Origin of the sequence: Streptomyces sp. NA04227 (genome assembly GCF_013364195.1) — a bacterium.
Lineage (GTDB): Bacteria > Actinomycetota > Actinomycetes > Streptomycetales > Streptomycetaceae > Streptomyces.
In genome coordinates, this window is sequence record NZ_CP054918.1 from 5,494,752 (window position 1) to 5,515,143 (window position 20,392).

Genomic DNA, 20,392 nt, shown 5'->3' on the forward strand with positions numbered 1-20,392 from the left:
CAGGACTGCGAGCATGCGAACACCAGGTACTTCCAGGGTGTCCGGGCAACTTTACGGTCGGGGTGGTGGCTGTGAAGTACCTGGATCCTGGGGGGAGTTGGGGTGGATTCGGGGAGGGGGCGGGAGGCCGTCCGCCGGGTCGGCGCCTCCCGCGGCGACCCGGCACCGGGCGGCCGGCATCCCTGGGCCCCGGGACTTGGGAGCCCAGGTCCCGGGGGGCCTGGATCAGGTGCTCGGCGGTCGGAGGCCTCGCCCCCGCACGCCGTAGACTGGTGGACCGGTCCGCGCGTGCCTGCGCCGCCCGGGCCCTCCACCAGACCTCACGTACGGGAAGTCGCAACGTGTCGCTCACGATCGGAATCGTCGGCCTGCCGAATGTCGGCAAGTCGACCCTTTTCAACGCCCTGACCAAGAACGACGTGCTCGCGGCCAACTACCCGTTCGCCACGATCGAGCCCAACGTCGGTGTGGTCGGCGTACCGGACTCCCGTCTGACGAAGCTCGCCGAGATCTTCTCCTCGCAGCGGCTGCTGCCCGCCACGGTCGACTTCGTGGACATCGCGGGCATCGTGCGCGGGGCGAGCGAGGGTGAGGGGCTGGGCAACAAGTTCCTCGCGAACATCCGCGAATCGGATGCGATCTGCCAGGTCATCCGGGCCTTCAAGGACGAGAACGTGGTCCACGTGGACGGCAAGGTCTCGCCGAAGGACGACATCGAGACGATCAACACCGAGCTGATCCTCGCCGACCTGCAGACCATCGAGAAGGTCCTGCCGCGCCTGCAGAAGGAATCGCGGATCAAGAAGGACATCCAGCCGAAGGTCAAGGCCGTCGAGGAGGCCCAGGCGATCCTCGAACGCGGCGACACCCTCTTCTCGGCCGGCATCGTCCAGGGTTCCGGCAACGAAGAGCTCCTGCACGACCTGCACCTCCTCACGACCAAGCCGTTCCTCTACGTCTTCAACGTCGACGAGGACGAGCTGACCGACGAGGACTTCAAGAACGAACAGCGCGCCCTGGTGGCCCCCGCCGAGGCCATCTTCCTCAACGCCAAGCTCGAGGCGGACCTCGCCGAACTGGACGAGGACGAGGCCCTGGAACTCCTCCAGTCCGTGGGCCAGGAGGAGCCCGGCCTCGCCAACCTGGCCCGCGTCGGCTTCAACACCCTCGGCCTCCAGACCTACCTGACCGCAGGCCCGAAGGAATCCCGCGCCTGGACGATCAAGAAGGGCGCCACGGCCCCCGAGGCGGCCGGTGTCATCCACACCGACTTCCAGAAGGGCTTCATCAAGGCCGAGGTCATCTCTTTCGAGGACCTGGTCGAGACCGGCTCGGTCGCCGACGCCCGCGCGGCCGGCAAGGCGCGTATGGAGGGCAAGGAGTATGTGATGCGGGACGGGGATGTGGTGGAGTTCCGCTTCAACGTGTAGCGGCTTCCGGAGCCCCGCTCCTGGTCACTACCAAACCTGCGTGTCGAACGGCCGCGTCCCGAGTGGTGGACGCGGCCGTTTCAGGTCGTTGCCGGGGCGCGGTCTCCCCTGTTGAGTCAGCCGCTCTTGGTCCTGTCAACGACGAAATCGCAGAGCATCTCAAGGACGTCACGCGCTGGTGAGTCGGGCAGGTTGGTGATCTCCTGCCTGGCTATGCCCGCCCACTTCCGTACTTCCGCCCGTGTCATGTCGACGGCTGGATGCTCTTGGAGGAGCTTGAGTGCCTCGGCGTGCAGGGCGGGGTCTGTCAGTTGGCCGGACCGCATCAACTCCACGAGCCGGGCATCCGTGGCGAGGGACGAGCGAGAGGCGTAGATCATCGGCAGGGTGGGGACACCCTCGCGGAGGTCGGCCCCCGGGGGCTTGCCGCTCTGGTCGGTCCCGCTGGTGATGTCGAGTACGTCGTCGGACAACTGGTAGGCGATCCCCCACGCTTCGCATGCTCTCCCGATCCGCGCCACGATCTCGCCCGGCGCACCCGAGAGGAGGCCGCCGAGCTCGCCCGAGGCGGCGAACAGCGATGCGGTCTTGTTGGCGAGGACGCCGAGATAGTGATTGAGCCTGTCGGCCTCGGACTGCGGGCCTGCCGTCTCGGCCGACTGCCCCTCGCAGAGTCGAATGAAGGTCCGTGCGTGGAGACGGATCGCCTCATCCCCAAGTTCTGCCAGGAGTTGGGACGCGCGTGCGTAGAGGAAGTCTCCGGTCAGTACGGCGACTTTCGTGCCCCACAGCACGTGCGCGCTCGGCACCCCGCGCCGGATGGTGGCCTCGTCCATGACGTCGTCGTGGTACAGCGTCCCGATGTGAGTGAGTTCCATGGACGCTGCGGCCGACAGGATGCGCTCGTCTCGATGAGCTCCGAACTGGGCGCCCAAGAAAACAAGAAAGGGCCGAAGTCGTTTTCCGCCGGCGCTGATCAGGTGGCGCGCAGAGGCGGCCAGCAGGTCATTGTCTGTTTCCACAGCAGCGAAGAGACGTTCCTCCACCAGCTTCATGCTTTGGGTGAGCTCGTCGGCCAATTCCGCATCGGCAATGTTCAGGGGCAGATCAGGCCTCACGAAAATCTCCAACTGTACCCAGTAAATCAAGCATCAACGGTCACATCTCATGGTGCTGAACGTCTTGACGTTCAGCAGGAGCATCTCCATGCCCACCCCCCACTGACTCGGCGGCAGAAGTGCCCGGTGGCCGCCCGCGCAGGTTTCTGATCTCGGGAACCAGTGGAGCAGTGGCGCTGAGCAGCACGATGAGAACGCCGCTGCAGGTGAGGATGACTGGGAGGCCGAACGCGTCGGCCAGCCCACCAGCCGCTGCGGTTCCCGCCGGGCTGAGGGCGTAATTCCCGAATGCGTCGTACGAGGAGATACGAGAGAGCTCCTCCGGCGGGATCTCCTGCTGTAGCGCGATGGCCCAACCCACCTCGAAGATTTCGAGGAATGCCCCGGCGAGAAAGGACAAGGCAATATTGACCGGTGTTGTCAAGGGAATCGCGAGCGCGAAGAACAGCAGGGACAGGGCAGGAAAGGAAAGAATTCCCGCCAGGAGTATGCGGCGTGGCCGGAATCTGAGCAGCACCATGCCGCCGACAACGGCTCCGAAGCCGTACGCGGCGACGATGAATCCCCAACTGCGCGCACCGCCGAGGTGGAGATCGGCGGCCAAGGGTCCCAATACCGCGATCAGGGCCGAGCTTGCGGTGGTGAAGACCCCGGACAGGGCCACTGTCACCCACAGCCAGCGCCGAGAAGTGAACGTCCGCCATCCCTGGCGGAGTTCGGAAATCATGTTGGACTTCCGGACCTGAGGCAGGTTCGTGAAGCTCATGCGAAACCTGAGGGCCGCGGCGATCGCGAAGCTCGCGGCGTCGATGCCGAGACCCAGCCCCGCACCCCAGAACGCGACGAGTAGACCGCCGAGTGCGGCACCGACGATCGATGCCGTGTTGCGGGACATGCGATCCAGCGCGACAGCCTGCTGCCGGTGTGCGGCCGGTACCGTGTGGGGGAGCAGCCCCTGCGCGGCCGGGTAACTGACGGCCACGCCCATGCCGCCGATCGCGGACAACACGCCCAGGTGCCACACCTGGGCGTGACCGCTGACAACCAGACCGGCCGCGGCACCTTCGGCGGCGGCCTGCGCGACGTTCGCGGCGACCAGGACTCGGTGACGGGGCCAGCGGTCCGCGATCACCCCGCCGATCAGAAGGAAGGCGATGAGAGGGACGAGCTTGGCGGCCGCGATGAGTCCGACGTCGCCGGCCGAACCGCCAACATCGAGGACTGCGAAGGGTATTGCCACAGTCGCAATCGAAGTTCCCGTAACCGAGATGGCATTACAGGTTACGAGCAGCCGGAAATTACGACTCTGAAGAGGGCCTTGCAAAGTGGGGAGCTGAAGGAACTGCACTTGCTGCGCTCCCTCGCGGGCCGTGTCTGCTTCGACTCACTTGCGACGACGGCCTGTTGTCTAACACTCGGCGAGGCCGCGAGCCATCAAACTCGTGGTTCGGATGGCTGTCAAGGTGTCGTCGATTGCAGAGGCTAAGAGACCTCGAATCGCGAAGTGATCTCAGTCACTTCATGAGTGTGCGCGTACCGAACACCCGGAATCAGTCACTCCGTTAAGCCTGTAGGCGGAGGCTTGGGGTCCCCTCCGGCCTGTACCTCTCAAGCGTCGGATCAAGCCCTCTTGCAACTCGGTGCTCGCTGGTAAGGTCCAATAAGGGAAGGGCTGTTCGACAGATAGCCCCACGGGGGATGCGAGAGGGGCTCGAGTTGAACTCGGAAGACCGCAGGGTCGAGTTGTCGTTCGGGCAGCGTCGGTTGTGGCTTGCCGATCAGGTTGCGCCGGGGAGTTTGGCTTACAGCACTCCGTTCATTTTGCGGTTGCGGGGGCGGGTGCGTCCTGATGTGTTGCGGGCGTGTTTGAGTGAGGTTGTCCGGCGGCACGAGGTGTTGCGGACGACGTTTGTTGTGGAGAGTGGCGTTCCGGTTCAGGTGGTGGGTGCGCCGTTCGAGGTGGGTCTTCCGGTTGTGGACTGTCGTGGTGGGGGTCGGGGGGCGGTGGATTCGGCGATTCGTGAAGAGTTGTCGGTGCCGTTCGATCTGGCGCGGGGTCCTTTGTTGCGGGGTTGTCTGATCCTGGTTGATGAGGATGACAGTGTGTTGGTGCTGAATATGCATCACATTGCTGTTGATGGTTGGTCTGTTGGTGTTCTGCAGGATGAGTTGCTGGCTCTTTATCCGGCGTTGTGCCGGGGGGAGGCGGCGCCTTTGGCGGAGTTGCCGGTGCAGTATGCCGATTATGCGCTGTGGCAGGTGGGGGAGCTTGCGGGGGAGCGTCGGCGGGAGTTGGAGTCGTTTTGGCGTGAACGGCTTGCGGGGGCGCCTGCGTATATGAGGTTGCCGTATGACCGGGAGCCGGCGGCGGGTGCGGGGTGGGAAGGGGATACGCACAGTTTCACGCTGGATGCGGAACTGGTCGCGGGGTTGCGTGTGTTGGCGCGTGAGGAGGGGTGTACTCCCTTCATGGTGTTGCTTGCCGGGTACAAGGTGTTGTTGCATCGCTTGACCGGTGAGACGGACATTGTGGTGGCGACGCCGGTTGCGGGGCGGAATCATCCGTCGTTGGACCAGCTCATCGGGTTCTTCGTCAACAACCTGGTGTTGCGTACTGATCTCGGTGGCGGGGCCGGTTTTCGTGAGGTGCTGCGGCGAGTGCGGGAGACCGTTCTCGAGGCGCAGGATCATCAGGATCTGCCCTTCGACATGGTGGTGGCCGCTACCCGCCCACCACGCAAACCCGATCGGACCCCATACCTTCAGGCAACGCTCGTTCACCAGCCGGAACCGGTGTCCGAGTACCGCATCGGCGACCTCGTGGCCACACCGACCCAGGCACCACTGCCGGGTGCCCCGGTGGACCTGGTCTTCTCCGTTTTCGAGGGAACCTCCACAGATATCCAGGTCAACTACCGAAGTGACCTGTTCGACGCCGACTCGGTGAAATCGATCAGTGACCAGTTCGTCGAAGTGCTGCGTCAGGGCGTGTCCGGCGACAAGGGAGCGGACCGCGACCTACGAGCCCTGGAGAGCGCGGAGCAGCCCGCCTCCGTCCTCGTCGGTCCGACACGGCCCGATCTGCTGAACCTCGACCTCGAGAAGGCGTTGGACGCCGTTGCCCATCGGCAGCCGGATGCGACCGCGCTGCAGAGCGCGGGTGACAGCCTGACGTACTCCGAACTGATCGCGGCGAGCGATGAGGTGGCCGCTTCCCTGCGAGCCGCGGGGATCGGCAGGGGGCACGTGGTCGGAATCTCCCTGGAACCAGGGCTCGCCCTGGTGGTCGTCCTGGTCGCCACCGTGCGTATCGGCGCGGCGTACATGTGTCTGGACACGGCTGCGCCCGAGGAGCGCAATGCCTGGCTGCTCGATGACGCCGGATGCTCCGTCGTGGTGTCGCACACCGGTGAATCGGCACCCAATGAGTGGGCGTCCCTCGCCTATGACCGGTTCTCCGAAGAACGAAGGCCGTGGAGCGGCGGGGACGACTTTCCCGCATCCAAGCGTCCGGCGTACATCGTTTACACCTCCGGTTCCACTGGGGAACCGAAGGGCGTTGTCCTCGTGCACGACGCGGTGTGCAACTGGGCACTGGGGATGGGCGAGGCCATGGGCGTCGGCCCTCGGACGAACCTTGCCCAGCTGGCTGCCCCGTCGTTCGACGTCATGTCCGCAGAGGTGTGGATGGCGTTGCTGACCGGCGCCAGGCTCAGCGTCATACCTCGGCACGAGCGACGCGGTGCGAGCGTTACCGCCGAGGCCTTGAGGCGTGAGGGTGTCACGCTCTACATGGGCACACCCGGACCGCTCACCGTGATCGAGCCCGACGACGTGCCGTTGATCGACAAGATCGTCGTGGGCGGCGACGTCCTGTCGGACACCCTGGTCAAGAAGTGGCTGCCGCAGGCGGACGTGGGCCAGGTGTACGGAGCCAGCGAAGGCACCATGTCCACGACGATCGGCGTACTTGACGCGGGCTCACCAGCCAATCGGGCCGGCCGGCCGCTGCCCAACACGTCCATCCACATCCTGTCGGAGACGCTGGAGCCGTTGCCCATGGGGACGGTGGGCGAGATTTTCATCTGTGGCGTCGGTGTAGGCCAGGAGTACTTCGAGCGACGGGCCCTGACCGCGGAGAAGTTCCTGCCCGACCCGTTCAGCGGCGAACCCGGCAGCCGTATGTACCGCACCGGCGATCTGGGCCGTATATCGCCCGGCGGTGAACTGGAGTTCATCGGTCGTTGCGACGACATGGTCAAGATCCGGGGTGTCCGGGTCGAGCCCGCAGAGGTCGAAGCGGCCATCAGTGCCCTTGCCGGGGTATCCGCCTGTGCGGTGGCCGCGGACAAGGACAAACACGGCGCAACGATTCTCCGCGCATACGTGATCATGAAGGACCCGACGATTGATGAAAGGTCACTGCGCGCGCTCACGGAAACCGCTCTTCCCGCCAGCATGATCCCGCATTCGATCGTGTACGTCGATTCCTTCCCGCTGACCACGAATGGGAAGGTCGATCGCGCCAGCTTGCTGGAGATCTCGCCCGCGGAAGCGAAGAGCGGTGGCAGGGAATCCCTTTCCGAGGCAATGAACATTGTTCTCGACGTGTGGGAGGAAGTTCTCGGTCACAGCCCCATCGCAGTGTCCGACAACTTCTTCGAACTCGGCGGCGACTCGCTGGGAGCGATCCGGATCATCGCCAGGTTGGAGCCGGCGTTCTCGGTGCAGATCGAGTTCTCCGAATTCCTGAGGAACGCTACTGCGCATGGCCTCCTCCGCCACATCGAGGGATTGCGGGGAGTGGGTGCCAAGACCGCACCCCTGCCGAGGACTTCGCCATCCTCCAAGGCCGAGTTGTCGTTCGGGCAGCGTCGGTTGTGGCTTGCCGATCAGGTTGCGCCGGGGAGTTTGGCTTACAGCACTCCGTTCATTTTGCGGTTGCGGGGGCGGGTGCGTCCTGATGTGTTGCGGGCGTGTTTGAGTGAGGTTGTCCGGCGGCACGAGGTGTTGCGGACGACGTTTGTTGTGGAGAGTGGCGTTCCGGTTCAGGTGGTGGGTGCGCCGTTCGAGGTGGGTCTTCCGGTTGTGGACTGTCGTGGTGGGGGTCGGGGGGCGGTGGATTCGGCGATTCGTGAAGAGTTGTCGGTGCCGTTCGATCTGGCGCGGGGTCCTTTGTTGCGGGGTTGTCTGATCCTGGTTGATGAGGATGACAGTGTGTTGGTGCTGAATATGCATCACATTGCTGTTGATGGTTGGTCTGTTGGTGTTCTGCAGGATGAGTTGCTGGCTCTTTATCCGGCGTTGTGCCGGGGGGAGGCGGCGCCTTTGGCGGAGTTGCCGGTGCAGTATGCCGATTATGCGCTGTGGCAGGTGGGGGAGCTTGCGGGGGAGCGTCGGCGGGAGTTGGAGTCGTTTTGGCGTGAACGGCTTGCGGGGGCGCCTGCGTATATGAGGTTGCCGTATGACCGGGAGCCGGCGGCGGGTGCGGGGTGGGAAGGGGATACGCACAGTTTCACGCTGGATGCGGAACTGGTCGCGGGGTTGCGTGTGTTGGCGCGTGAGGAGGGGTGTACTCCCTTCATGGTGTTGCTTGCCGGGTACAAGGTGTTGTTGCATCGCTTGACCGGTGAGACGGACATTGTGGTGGCGACGCCGGTTGCGGGGCGGAATCATCCGTCGTTGGACCAGCTCATCGGGTTCTTCGTCAACAACCTGGTGTTGCGTACTGATCTCGGTGGCGGGGCCGGTTTTCGTGAGGTGCTGCGGCGAGTGCGGGAGACCGTTCTCGAGGCGCAGGATCATCAGGATCTGCCCTTCGACATGGTCGTGGCCGCTACCCGCCCACCACGCAAACTCGACCGGACCCCGTACACGGAAGTCTGGTTCGCTTTGAGCCGAAGTCATCATTTCGAAAAAGAACTGGAAGACATCTCGGTCTCGAACGAGGACTACACACAAGGCCGCGACAGTGTTCGGCACGACTTCACTCTCGATGTGTGCGCAGACGAAGACACCATGCAAGCCACGCTCTTGTGCCGTGACGGAATGTACTCCCGGGCAGAGATCGCGCAATTGATGGCTCTGTGGAAAGAAATTCTCGTTGGCGGCCTCCGTGCGCCGGACCGCCCGATACGTGAACTTATCGCCGACTAGGGAGTATGGACTTGGCCCTCATCGCAGGCTTTTCCGAAGGCTTTCATGATGCGGCACTGTGCCTGCTCGACGACACGGTGATCGTTCATGCCTCACACAGCGAGCGCTACTCCAAGGAAAAGGGGGACCGCTGGCTGCACCCGACGCAACTCGAACTCATGAAACAGGCCGAGACCACCGCCTACTACGAGCGGCCGTGGCTCAAGGCCACCAGACGCCTGTATTCAGGACAGAAGCTCGCACGGCGACGCACGCCCGCTGACGTCTGCTTCTCCCATCATGAGACGCACGCCGCCGCGGGGTACTACACAGCGCCATTCGATGACTGCAACATCCTGGTTGTCGATGCGATCGGCGAGTGGGACACGATCTCCATATGGGACAACATGCGGAAGATCCGCAGTTGGAAATATCCCTACTCGCTCGGTCTCCTGTACTCGGCGATCACCAAGCGAGTCGGCCTTCAGCCGAACTCGGACGAGTACATCACCATGGGAATGGCAGCCTACGGTGAGCCGCGCTACGACCTGAGTTTCCTCCTCGAGGAGAATCTGCATCTCGGGTGCGATGATCTGTACCCTGACGCCCGGCCCGAGGACCTGGCGGCATCCGTGCAGAAGCTCTTCGAGGAGAAGCTGCTGGAGCTGGTCGCTCTCTGTCCGAAAGAGAACCTGGTACTCATGGGTGGCTGCGCCCTGAATTGCGTTGCCAACTCGCGAATACAGGGAAAGAACCTCTGGATCATGCCCAACCCGGGTGACGCCGGCAGTGCCCTGGGCGCTGCGGCACTGGTTCGGCGTGCCAAGCTGCAATGGGTCGATCCCTATCTGGGGACGCAGCTGCCGAGGGCAAATCCATCGGACATAGTCAAGGAACTACTTGCCAACAAAGTGTGTGGCGTCGCTTCGGAGAAGGCAGAGTTCGGACCGAGGGCGCTCGGTAACCGGAGCTTGCTCGCCGACTGTCGTTACGACGTCAAAGACACCGTGAACAACATCAAGCGCCGTCAGCTCTTCCGGCCGTTCGCTCCGGCAATTCTCGAAGAGTTCGCCAGTGAATACTTCACTGGTCCCATGAACGAGTACATGCAGTTCACGAGCCGTGCGTTGCACGACTATTCGAGCGTCACGCACGTCGACGGAACTGCTCGTGTCCAAGTCGTCAAGAAGGACTGCTCGTCGGTTCTGCGCCACGTACTCGAGGAATGGTACGAGGCGACCGGTGTCCCGATGCTTCTGAATACCTCGCTCAACATCAAGGGCGAACCGATAGTCGACTCTGCCCACGATGCTCAGAGGTTCACAGAGAAATACGGAGTCAATGTCTTCTAAATCCACTCTTGCAGGAAAGCTGACCTGGCCGATCCGTTCGCTGCGCAGGTACATCAATTTCCGTCGGCGAGCAAAGCGTCTGTCCAAGAAGGATGCGTACATCTACGACTGACGCGGTCGGCCCTTGAACCCGATGGCGCAGAACCGTTGCGCCGCGAATGAAAAATTTTCCTTAACTCTTTAGGGGGGCACGTTGATGCGAGATGCAGGGAAGAAGTACGAAGGTAGTCAGGTCAGTTCCTACACCGAATGGGACCCGCTGGAGGAGGTGATTGTCGGAATCCTGGACGATGCGCGCTTCCCGCAATGGCATCCGTCTTTGGAGCCGGTGATACCTACCCAACAGCACGAGACGTTCCGTCAGCGCGGGGGTGAGGAGTTCCCGCCGGAGATCGTCAAGGCCGCCAACGAGGAACTCGAAGAATTCGTCCGGATTCTGGAGGGCGAGGGCGTCACCGTCCGCCGCCCCGAGCCGATCCCGCAAGGGCAGCTCTACTCGACGGGCGCATGGGCGACCACCGGGATGTATGCCGCGATGCCGCGCGACACCATCCTGGTAGTGGGCGAAAAGATCATCGAATGCCCCATGGCCTGGCGTTCGCGCTACTACGAGAACCTGGCCTATCGCCCTCTGCTCAAGGAGTACTTCCACAACGGGGCGCAGTGGATCGCCGGTCCCAAGCCGGAACTCACGGACGAGATGTTCGACCTCGACTGGAAAGAGCCTGCGGAGGGCGAGCCGACACGCTTCGCGATAACCGAGTTCGAACCCACCTTCGATGCTGCCGACTTCCTCCGCCTCGGGCGCGACATCATCGGACAGAAGAGCAACGTCACCAATGAGTTCGGCATCGAGTGGCTGCGCCGCACCCTGGGTGATGAGTTCCGGGTCAGTGTCTTTGAATTCAATGACACCCACCCCATGCACATCGACGCCACGCTGGCTCCGCTGGCACCGGGCAAGTTGCTCATCAACCCCGAGCGCGTGCCCGAGGTCCCGAAGATGTTCAGGAACTGGGAGGTGCGGGCTGCGCCCGCGCCGATCATGCCTGATGCGCAGCCGCTCTACATGACGAGCAAGTGGATCAACATGAACATCCTCATGCTCGACGAGCAGCGCGTCATCGTGGAGGCTCAGGACGAGCCGATGATCCAGTTCTTCAAGGAATGGGGATTCACTCCGATTCCTTGCAACTTCCGGAACTTCAACAGCTTCGGCGGCTCCTTCCACTGCGCCACCCTGGATGTGCGCCGATCAGGTTCGCTCGAGACATATGTCGACTGAGCACCCCATACTGAAGAACCTGACCCCCGGCCGCCCGGTGTCCCTGTGCACGGTTGTCTGCTTTCCCTATGCGGGCGGCGGGGCTCGGGTCTTTCGTGGCTGGCAGCGGCAACTGTCACCACTGGTGAACGCCTTCGCGGTCCAACTACCGGGTCGCGAGGAGAGGCTGTCGGAAGCACCCGAGTCCGACGCCGAGCGAGTGGTCGCCGAACTGTGCACGGCGATCGAACCTGTCGCCACATCGAAGGTCATACTCTTCGGCCACAGCCTTGGCGCCGTGCTCGCGGCCCGGGTGGCGCAGGAGTTGCTGGGAGACCGGATTGAGTCCGACGCGGTGCTCTTCGTATCCGGGCGGCGCTCCCCATGGAGCGGTCCGGTGTCGTCGGAGGCGCGGGGGCTTGCGGACAGTGAACTCCTCGAACGGCTCAGGTCCGAGGGAGGGCCCAGGGCCGAACTGGCGTCCAACGGGGAGTTCGCCCAGCTGATGCTCCCCGCGCTGAAGGCCGATCTGCACCTCTCGGATGCGGCGCACGGAATCCGTGAGCAGGGTGTGCGGATTCCGGTCATCGGTCTCTACGGTCGGCACGATGAGGGTACGCCGCCAAGTTACGTCCGGCCGTGGTCGCGATTTACAACGGGTGGTTTTCGCAGCGTCGAGATCGACGGTGACCATTTCTTCGTCGAGACGAAAGCATCAGACGTAGTCGAAATCGTCGATGCAACGGCTCGTAGTTTGATCGGGCTCTGAATCGTTTTTTGCCCACAAGGACAAGGTGTTCTGACGTGACGTCGATTCCATGTGATTCGTTCCGTGATTCTTCTGGCGCTGTCCCCGCGTCTGGTGAGTTGGGTGGGGTGACGGTTTCTGGGTTGTTCGGGGCGCAGGTGGCGCGGACGCCTGATGCGGTGGCGCTGGTGGAGGGTGACCGGCGGTGGACGTATCGGGAGTTGGATGCGGCTGTGGGTGTGGTGGCGGCGCGTCTGGGTGCGGTGGGTGTGGGGCCCGGTCGTGTGGTGGGTGTGTGTTCGGGTGTGCAGTCGGAGATGGTGGTTGGCCTGCTGGGGGTGTTGCGGGCCGGGGCTGCGTATGTGCCGTTGGATCTGTCGTATCCGGTTGAGCGGTTGGCGTTCATGCTGGAGGACAGTGGTGCTGAGGTGATGGTCGTTGGTGCGGATGTGCCGGCGGCTGTTGCGGGGCGTGGGGTTGTTGTGGATGTCCCTCGGGGTGAGATCCCTGTGGGGGAGGTGGGTGTCGGTGGTGTTCGGGGCGAGGTGGCGGGTCCGGACGACTTGGCGTACGTGATCTACACGTCCGGCTCGACCGGGAAGCCCAAAGGCGTCGAAGTCACCCACACCAATCTGGCGTCCATGCTGCGTGAGTTGCGCCCGTGCCTCGGTTCCGAGGTGCTGCTGCTGGCGTCCCTGACCTTCGACGCCTCATGGCGGGCGGTGGGCATTCTGCTCACCGGGGGTTGCCTGCACGTACTGGACAACCGCAGGGACCTGCCCGCCGCCTCGCGCTACCTGAACAAGCACGGCGTCGACACGGTGAGTTGCACGCCGTCGCAGCTCGCGGCTCTGCTCGCGGCCGGGCCGTTGCCCACACCGCTGCGCATCATGGCGGGCGGAGAGCCTTTCCCCGCCGACATGTGGCGGCGTCTGAGTGACACGCCCGACGTCGTGGCCTTCAATTTGTACGGGCCGACGGAGTGCACGGTGGATGCGACGTTGGCGCGGGTTGAGGGTGATCGGCCGGTGATCGGGCGGCCGTTGAACAATGTGCGTTTGTATGTGCTGGACGTGGATGGTGCGTTGGCGCCGGTGGGTGTGCCCGGTGAGTTGTACATCGGTGGTCTTGGGGTGGCGCGGGGTTACCGTAATCGGCCTGGTTTGACGGCGGAGCGGTTTGTGCCGGATCCGTGGGGGGCTCCGGGTGAACGGCTTTATCGCAGTGGTGACTTGGTGCGTTATCGGTCTTCGGGTGAGGTGGAGTTCCTGGGGCGGATTGATGATCAGGTCAAGATTCGTGGTTATCGGGTGGAGCCCGGTGAGGTCGAGTCGGTGCTGCGTCGGCAGGCGGTTGTGGAGCAGGCTGTTGTTGTCGCGCATGGTCGGGAGTCCGAGGATCGTCGGCTGATCGCGTATGTCACCGTGGCGTCTGGTCATGAGGTCGAGCGTGGGGTGCTGGGTAGTCGGTTGCGTGAGGATCTGGCGGGGTTCTTGCCTGATTTCATGGTGCCTTCGACGGTGATGGTGTTGGACGCCATGCCGGTGGGGCCGGGTGGGAAGTTGGACCGGCAGGCGCTTCCGGAGCCCGATGGGAGCCGGCCCGAGCTGGCGGCGCGTTTCGAGGCTCCGCGCACGCGGACCGAGGAGGTTGTCGCGGAGATCTGGTCGGAACTTCTTGGGGTTTCCCCGATCGGTCTGCACGACGACTTCTTCGAACTCGGCGGGCACTCGATGCTTGCCATCCAGGTCATCGCCCGTATCAACGACACCCTCGACACCGACGTCAACCTCCGGGTGATTTTCGAGAGCCCCACCGTGGCCGCACTGTCAAAACACTTGGACGGCCTGATAACGGATTCCTCCCGCGCAGCGCTCCAGCCGGTTCCCAGGACCGGCCGCATGCCGCTGTCGCACGCCCAGCAACGGTTGTGGTTCCTGGACCAGTTGGTCGAGAACAACCCGTTCTACAACGTGCCCGACGCCGTCCGGATGCGGGGGCCACTGGACCTGGACGCGCTTGCCAAGGCGCTGAGCGCGGTGGTCGCGCGGCACGAGGTACTACGCGCCACGATCCACGAGGAGGCCGGACACTCCTGGCAGGAGTTCGCGCATCCGGCGCCGATGACGCTTCCGCTGGTGGATGTGTCGGGAGAAGCGGATCCGGAATCGGCGGCACGCCGACTGGTCCGGGAGGAAGCACGTACGCCATTCGATCTTTCCGCCGGGCCGCTGCTGCGTGCCGATGTGGTGCGGCTCGGCCCCGATGATCATGTGCTGCGGGTGACGATGCACCACGTGGTCGCCGATGCGTGGTCCCGACTCGTCCTGATGCGTGAACTGAGCTTGTTCTACGCGGCGTTCGTCGAAGGCAAGGACGCGGCTCTGCCGGCACTGTCGGTTCAGTACGCCGACTTCGCGGTCTGGCAGCGTCGTTGTCTCGAGGAGAGCGGGCCCGCGTCGCAGGTCGACTACTGGCGGGGAGCGCTGGCGGGTGCGCCGCCGTTGTTGCAGTTGCCGACGGACCGGCCGCGGCCGGTGGTGCCCTCCTACCGGGGAGCTGCATGGGACTTCGCGGTTCCGGCGGAGGTGTGCCGTCAGTTGCGCCGGTTGGGCCAGGCGCACGGCGCGACGTTGTTCATGGTGGGACTGGCCGCGTTCCAGGCTGTGTTGGGCAGGTTCGCCGCGACGCGGGACGTGGTCGTAGGGGTACCGATCGCGGGCCGGCACCGTCCGGAGCTGGAGTCGCTCATCGGTTTCTTCGTGAACACCTTGGCGATGCGCACGGATTGTTCGGGCGACCCGCGCTTTGAGGATCTGCTCGGCAGGACCCGGGACACGGCGTTGGGTGCCTACGAGCATCAGGATCTGCCGTTCGAGCAACTGGTCGAAGAGTTGGCGCCGGTGCGAGACCTGGGCCGGAATCCGATTGTTCAGGTGATGTTCCAGCTGAACGATGTTCCGCAGCCGGAGCTGGATCTGCCGAGCCTGCGGGTGGATTCCTTCGCTCCCCTCGACGAGGTGACGCGGTTCGACCTGTCGATGTTCCTGGCGGAGTCGGGGGAAGGCCTCGAGGGGCAGGTGGTCTATGCGGCCGAGCTGTTCGACGAGTCGACGGTCGCGCGGTTGGCCGAGGGATTCGTACGGGCGTTGGAGGCGGTGGCGACCGATGCGTCGGTGCGGTTGTCCCAGTTGCCTGTGCTGGGTGAGGCCGAGCGCGATCGTCTGCTCTCCGAGTGGAATGTCCCCGCGTCTGGTGAGTTGGGTGGGGTGACGGTTTCTGGGTTGTTCGGGGCGCAGGTGGCGCGGACGCCTGATGCGGTGGCGCTGGTGGAGGGTGACCGGCGGTGGACGTATCGGGAGTTGGATGCGGCTGTGGGTGTGGTGGCGGCGCGTCTGGGTGCGGTGGGTGTGGGGCCCGGTCGTGTGGTGGGTGTGTGTTCGGGTGTGCAGTCGGAGATGGTGGTTGGCCTGCTGGGGGTGTTGCGGGCCGGGGCTGCGTATGTGCCGTTGGATCTGTCGTATCCGGTTGAGCGGTTGGCGTTCATGCTGGAGGACAGTGGTGCTGAGGTGATGGTCGTTGGTGCGGATGTGCCGGCGGCTGTTGCGGGGCGTGGGGTTGTTGTGGATGTCCCTCGGGGTGAGGTCTCCCCGGAGGAGGTGGCGGGTGCGGATGCCGGTGGTGTTCGGGGCGAGGTGGCGGGTCCGGATGATCTGGCGTACGTGATCTACACGTCCGGCTCGACCGGGCAGCCCAAAGGCGTCGAAGTCACCCACCGCGCATTGGCCAACCTGATGACGGCGCTCCGCGATGAGCTGGCCGGCGACCGACTCCTCTCGCCCGGCCTGCAAGGCCTGCTGCTCTCGCCGCTGTCGTTCGACTCGTCCGTCAAGCAGCTGCTCCTGATGTGTGAGGGTGTCACGCTGCACGTGCTGAACGAGTCGACACGCAAGGACCCCGCGGCTGTCGCCGCCTATGTGTGCGAGCAGCGGATCGACGAATTCAACTGCACGCCGACCATGCTGCGCGCGCTCATCGACTCGGGCCTCTTCGGCCGGGAGCACACACCCCGTTTCAGCCTGATCGGTGGCGAGGCCATCGACCCGGAGCTTTGGCTCATGCTCTCCGCGCTCTCGGCCCGGTACGGCCACAGTGCCTTCAATTTGTACGGTCCGACGGAGTGCACGGTGGATGCGACGTTGGCGCGGGTTGAGGGTGATCGGCCGGTGATCGGGCGGCCGTTGAACAATGTGCGTTTGTATGTGGTGGACGTGGATGGTGCGTTGGCGCCGGTGGGTGTGCCCGGTGAGTTGTACATCGGTGGTCTTGGGGTGGCGCGGGGTTACCGTAATCGGCCTGGTTTGACGGCGGAGCGGTTTGTGCCGGATCCGTGGGGGGCTCCGGGTGAACGGCTTTATCGCAGTGGTGACTTGGTGCGTTATCGGTCTTCGGGTGAGGTGGAGTTCCTGGGGCGGATTGATGATCAGGTCAAGATTCGTGGTTATCGGGTGGAGCCCGGTGAGGTCGAGTCGGTGCTGCGTCGGCAGGCGGTTGTGGAGCAGGCTGTTGTTGTCGCGCATGGTCGGGAGTCCGAGGATCGTCGGCTGATCGCGTATGTCACCGTGGCGTCTGGTCATGAGGTCGAGCGTGGGGTGCTGGGTAGTCGGTTGCGTGAGGATCTGGCGGGGTTCTTGCCTGATTTCATGGTGCCTTCGACGGTGATGGTGTTGGACGCCATGCCGGTGGGGCCGGGTGGGAAGTTGGACCGGCAGGCGCTTCCGGAGCCCGATGGGAGTCGGCCCGAGCTGGCGGCGCGTTTCGAGGCTCCGCGCACGCGGACCGAGGAGGTTGTCGCGGAGATCTGGTCGGAGCTTCTTGGGGTTTCCCCGATCGGTCTGCACGACGATTTCTTCGAACTCGGTGGGCACTCGATGCTTGCCATCCAGGTCATCGCCCGGATCAACGACACCCTCGACACCGACATCAACCTCCGGGTGCTCTTCAACACGCCCAGCGTCGCGGCGCTTGCGAAGCATGTGCGGAGTGCGTCCGGCGGCCAGGGCGCCTGACGCCTCGTGGTGGACCGACAGGGGAGAAGACGGGGATTGTGAACCAGGGCATACACGTAGTGACGTTGGCCGAGCGACCCGACCTGATGGGGAAGGTCCTGGCACTCAAGAACAGCTGGCCGGAGTTCATGCGGCACGAGCCGATCGGCGAGCGGTTCCACATCGACGCCCATGCGGACTATCCCGAGTACGTCCTCGTCGCCGTGTCGGCGGAGGATTCGGGGGAGGTGCTCGCGCGGGCGTACTGCGTGCCCGTCGGCCTCGACGACGTGCCTCCCAAGGGCCTGCCCGACAGCGGATGGGACGGAGCCGTGCGTCAGGCTCACCTCGCGCGGCTGGCAGGGTACAAGGGCGATGCGGTCTGCGGGCTCGAGGTCGTGGTCCGCCAGGGCCTCCGCGGGACGGGAATCGGCACCCGGATGCTGCGAGCCATGCACGATCTGGCGGAGGCGAGGGGCTTCCGTCACTTCGTCGCGCCGGTGAGGCCACCCGGCAAGGCAGAGGTTCCCGAGCTTCCGATGAGCGAGTACATCCAGCGGACCAGGAACGGGCTCCCCGAGGACCCGTTGCTTCGCGCGCACGTCAGGCTGGGCGCGGACATCGTGGGGGTGGCTCCGGCGTCGATGGTGGTGGTGGGATCGCTCGACAACTGGCGGGAGTGGACGGGGCTCCCGTTCGACACGCATGGTCCGACTGTCGTGCCGGAGGCATTGACCCCGGTTCACTGCGACCTGCGCCACGATTCGGCGGCCTACATCGAGCCCAACGTCTGGGTTCATCGGCGTCTTTAGCGTGCCGTGACAAGCAGAGTTGCCCGACGCGTCGCGAGTACGGATTGACCGGTCGAGGGCCGCTGTCTTGAGCCCGGCCCGATCACCACAGCCGGATCCCGCCGACGTGTCCACGCCCCTCCGGCGATGGCGCATCCGTCAACTGCCCGGCGTGGAAGACGAGTTCGCGTACCAAGAGAAACGCGCACCGAGGCCACCACGGATCCTCCGCGGCCGGGCACACTCCACGGAGTGTGCCCGGCCGTTCACGAAGGCGCGTCAACTCGACTGCCCACAGCTGCCGTTACGCGAGCACGACATCGGTGTCGACGACGAGCGCGTCTTGCACCTCCGCCTGCGCATGCCTCGTCGGGTTACTCCGCCGACGCGGGGACCAGTTCGAAGAGGTATCCGTTGGGCGGTGTGGTGGTGGGATGGGTCGCCCTGCACTCCCAGCCGCCCTCGGTGAAGGCTTCCTGCCATTGGTCGTACGTGGGCAGATAGTCGCCCATCAGCGCGTGGACCGCTTCGAATCCGAGCGTGAAGATGGTGGTGTCCGGGCCCGGCAGATCGGTCGTGCGAACGACGTCGCAGATGAAGAGCCGCTTGGCCGCGGGGAAGGCCTTGCGCAGTTCGCGCAGGGTGTTCACACAGCTCTCGTACGGCCAGAAGTCGTGTCCCATGAAGACGCAGGTGATCGTGTCCACATCGGCGAATTCGGGCAGTGCCTCCAGCGCCAGGGCGTTGCCCTGCAGTACGGAGATCTGGCGGGAGAGCCCCGCTTCCCCTACGGACTCGGTGGCCAGCTGAACGGCCGCCTTGGAGATGTCCACCCCCACACCGTGGGCATGAGGATGGTTGCCGACGATCCGGATCAGCCGCTGTCCGGAACCGCAGCCGAGGTCGGCGACCTTCCCGACCTGAACATCAGCGAGAACCTTGTCGAAGAGCTTTTCCACCTCCTCCTCACCGATGTGACGCGACCCCACTGCCACCGCCCTCATGTCGCGGTGGTAGAAGTCGCCCGTCCGCTGGTCCTCGTGGGTCACGTCCGGCGCGATGCTGAAGAGTTCGCCGCACCCCTTGACCAGCCAGTAGAAGTAGCCGCGCGCGGCATACGCTTCTTCGAAGCGCGCGCCGGGTATGACGAGTTCGCCGTCCTTTATCTCTACGACCTGGGCCCAGTGCAGCGTGCGGTAGATGGTGCGCAGCACATTCACGTCGAGTCGTTGGCCGCTGTGGCCGAGGAGCGGAACCTCGCCCTTCTCGGACAACTCGTCGAGGAGCCCGAGCTGGTACGCGCTGGACAATGCCGAAGCAGCCACGTAGGACGAGAAGAGATTCGCCATCGGGCCGCGGGTCCATTCGGCAGGATGTGGAACGCTGCCCGTGGGAGAAGACATCGAGGATACCCCTTCAGTTTGGTCGGCGGACAAGAGAGCTCAGCTGTTGGCTGCAAGCGGCTCAGTCATGCCCACGATGATCCGACGCGGTGGTGTAAACGACTCCCGGCCGTGGGCCACGAGCATGTTGTCGAGCATCAGAATGTCGCCCTCACGCCACGGGACTACGACCTTCTCCGCAAGGTAGGCGGCACGCAGTTCTTCCACGATCTCGGGCTCGATGTCCTCGCCGTCGCCGTAGTAGGTGTTGTTGGGAAGCCGGTCCTTTCCCATGGAGAGCATGGCTTTCCTGGTGCCGGGGTCAAACATCTGAATGTTGAAGAAAACCAGGTGGTTGAACCATGTCGCGTCACCCGTGACCGGGTGATGCGTACTGACCGTGCGAATTTGACGGGTGGTCAGTTTATCCTTCTCGTCCCAGCTGAAGCTGATGGCGTTGCTCCGGCAGTATTCTTCGACCTCGCTCCGTTCCTCGGTCTGGAAAGCCTCGCGCCAACTGAGCCCGAGTGGGCCTCCGAAGTGGCGTACGTAAGAATACTTTCGTTCCTGCAGTTTGCGGCGCGTTTCTTCGGAAATGCGCTGGAACACCTTACGGGAGTCGGCAATCGGTGTACCGCCCCCCGAGCCGGGCTCCGTGACGCAATGGAAGAAGATGAGCTGAGGCCAGGTTATGTTGTAGGACTGCTCGTTGTGCAGGAAGATCTCCTGCCCTGCCGGATAGTCGGTCGACGTATAGACCTTGTCACCCACCTCATGGCGCGGGGAGGTCCGCTCCATGTACTCGAGAGGGTCGCCGGACAGGGCGGTCATGAGGGTGCGAAACGTCTCAGGAGTGGAATTGGCAAAACCGCGGAACAGGATTCCGCCGTACCGGAGCAAGCGTTGCCGGATCTCCGATTTGTACTCAGTGGCCAGCTCGATCAATTGGACGTCGGCGGAGCGGGGTTCGAGAACGAGGGGCAGCTCGTGTCCGGGAGCCGCCCATTTTTCCTCCACGTGCGGCAAGTCGGGTAGTTCCGGTGCGACTTGTGCCGGTACCGGATCGGTCAGATGGATCTCTCTGGGGCTGTGGTGTCCCTGAAGTTCCGACATCCAGAATTCTC

The 20,392-nt window shown here is 64.1% G+C and carries 11 protein-coding genes; 7 read left to right on the plus strand and 4 right to left on the minus strand.

The window, feature by feature from the left end; translation table 11 throughout:
- Positions 1 to 341 precede the first annotated feature (341 nt).
- Positions 342 to 1,430 carry a redox-regulated ATPase YchF gene (gene ychF, locus HUT18_RS23560; protein WP_176102554.1) on the plus strand — a complete coding sequence of 363 codons (1,089 nt, stop codon included), beginning with the start codon at positions 342 to 344 and terminating at the stop codon, positions 1,428 to 1,430.
- Positions 1,431 to 1,546: 116 nt separating this feature from the next.
- On the opposite strand, the gene HUT18_RS23565 is transcribed toward ychF, so the two are convergent.
- The gene (locus tag HUT18_RS23565) at positions 1,547 to 2,578 is read right to left on the minus strand and encodes a polyprenyl synthetase family protein (RefSeq protein ID WP_217710517.1); all 1,032 of its coding nucleotides are present in this window, start codon (positions 2,576 to 2,578) and stop codon (positions 1,547 to 1,549) included.
- A 10-nt stretch (positions 2,579 to 2,588) separates the two neighbouring features.
- Positions 2,589 to 3,896, minus strand: a complete 1,308-nt coding sequence (locus tag HUT18_RS23570; RefSeq protein WP_176102555.1) for an MFS transporter — start codon at positions 3,894 to 3,896, stop codon at positions 2,589 to 2,591.
- Positions 3,897 to 4,264: 368 nt separating this feature from the next.
- Here HUT18_RS23570 and HUT18_RS23575 point away from each other — a divergent pair, with 368 nt between their 5' ends.
- The 6 genes from HUT18_RS23575 to HUT18_RS23600 all read left to right on the plus strand — a co-directional run bounded on the left by HUT18_RS23575 (position 4,265) and on the right by HUT18_RS23600 (position 17,907).
- Complete coding sequence (locus HUT18_RS23575) at positions 4,265 to 8,704, plus strand: non-ribosomal peptide synthetase (RefSeq protein WP_176102556.1); 4,440 nt, start codon at positions 4,265 to 4,267, stop codon at positions 8,702 to 8,704.
- Between the two features lie 11 nt (positions 8,705 to 8,715).
- A complete protein-coding gene (locus HUT18_RS23580) occupies positions 8,716 to 10,035 on the plus strand; it encodes a carbamoyltransferase C-terminal domain-containing protein (protein ID WP_176102557.1) in 1,320 nt (439 codons plus the stop codon).
- 196 nt (positions 10,036 to 10,231) lie between these two features.
- A complete protein-coding gene (locus HUT18_RS23585) occupies positions 10,232 to 11,320 on the plus strand; it encodes an amidinotransferase (RefSeq protein WP_176102558.1) in 1,089 nt (362 codons plus the stop codon).
- Positions 11,310 to 12,068, plus strand: coding sequence for a thioesterase II family protein (locus HUT18_RS23590; protein WP_176102559.1), 759 nt, complete (start codon positions 11,310 to 11,312; stop codon positions 12,066 to 12,068). Before HUT18_RS23585 ends, HUT18_RS23590 begins: the two co-directional genes overlap by 11 nt.
- Positions 12,069 to 12,103: 35 nt before the next feature.
- Positions 12,104 to 17,116: a non-ribosomal peptide synthetase gene (locus HUT18_RS23595; protein ID WP_176102560.1), complete on the plus strand. Its 5,013-nt coding sequence runs from the start codon at positions 12,104 to 12,106 to the stop codon at positions 17,114 to 17,116.
- A 59-nt stretch (positions 17,117 to 17,175) separates the two neighbouring features.
- A complete protein-coding gene (locus HUT18_RS23600) occupies positions 17,176 to 17,907 on the plus strand; it encodes a GNAT family N-acetyltransferase (RefSeq protein ID WP_254878773.1) in 732 nt (243 codons plus the stop codon).
- A gap of 353 nt (positions 17,908 to 18,260) precedes the next feature.
- Here the strand turns inward: HUT18_RS23600 and HUT18_RS23605 are convergent, their stop codons facing one another.
- Together HUT18_RS23605 and HUT18_RS23610 are read right to left on the minus strand one after the other, a co-directional pair.
- Entirely contained in the window at positions 18,261 to 19,235 is a 975-nt protein-coding gene (locus HUT18_RS23605; protein ID WP_176102561.1) for a class I SAM-dependent methyltransferase, read from the minus strand.
- A gap of 93 nt (positions 19,236 to 19,328) precedes the next feature.
- Positions 19,329 to 20,381: a TauD/TfdA family dioxygenase gene (locus HUT18_RS23610; protein WP_176102562.1), complete on the minus strand. Its 1,053-nt coding sequence runs from the start codon at positions 20,379 to 20,381 to the stop codon at positions 19,329 to 19,331.
- Positions 20,382 to 20,392: the final 11 nt, after the last annotated feature.